Source organism: Pseudomonas sp. 51_B, from assembly GCF_017491595.1.
In the GTDB taxonomy this organism is placed as follows: domain Bacteria; phylum Pseudomonadota; class Gammaproteobacteria; order Pseudomonadales; family Pseudomonadaceae; genus Aquipseudomonas; species Aquipseudomonas promysalinigenes.
On sequence record NZ_JAFGYW010000639.1, the window covers coordinates 1 to 234 of the forward strand.

Here is a 234-nt window from a genome sequence, read left to right on the forward strand (position 1 = left end):
TCAGCGCCCCAGTCACCGGTGCCCCACTGGTGATCACCCTGGCCAACGGCCAGACCATTACCATTCCGGTCAACGCAAGCTCCGGCTCGGTTGACTACGTTGCGCCAAACAACGTCTACAACACCAATACGCCGCTGACCAACAGCATCACCAATGTCACCGGTGGCAACTACGAGAGGCTGGAAACCGCTGGGAACCCAACCACTTCGGTTACCGATGATCCAGCGAAGCTCG

General features: G+C 59.0%; 1 protein-coding gene. It reads left to right on the top strand.

The window, feature by feature from the left end; genetic code table 11:
• Nucleotides 1-234: immunoglobulin-like domain-containing protein (locus J5M56_RS26520; RefSeq protein WP_207938254.1), on the top strand; the 234-nt coding region annotated here is incomplete at both ends.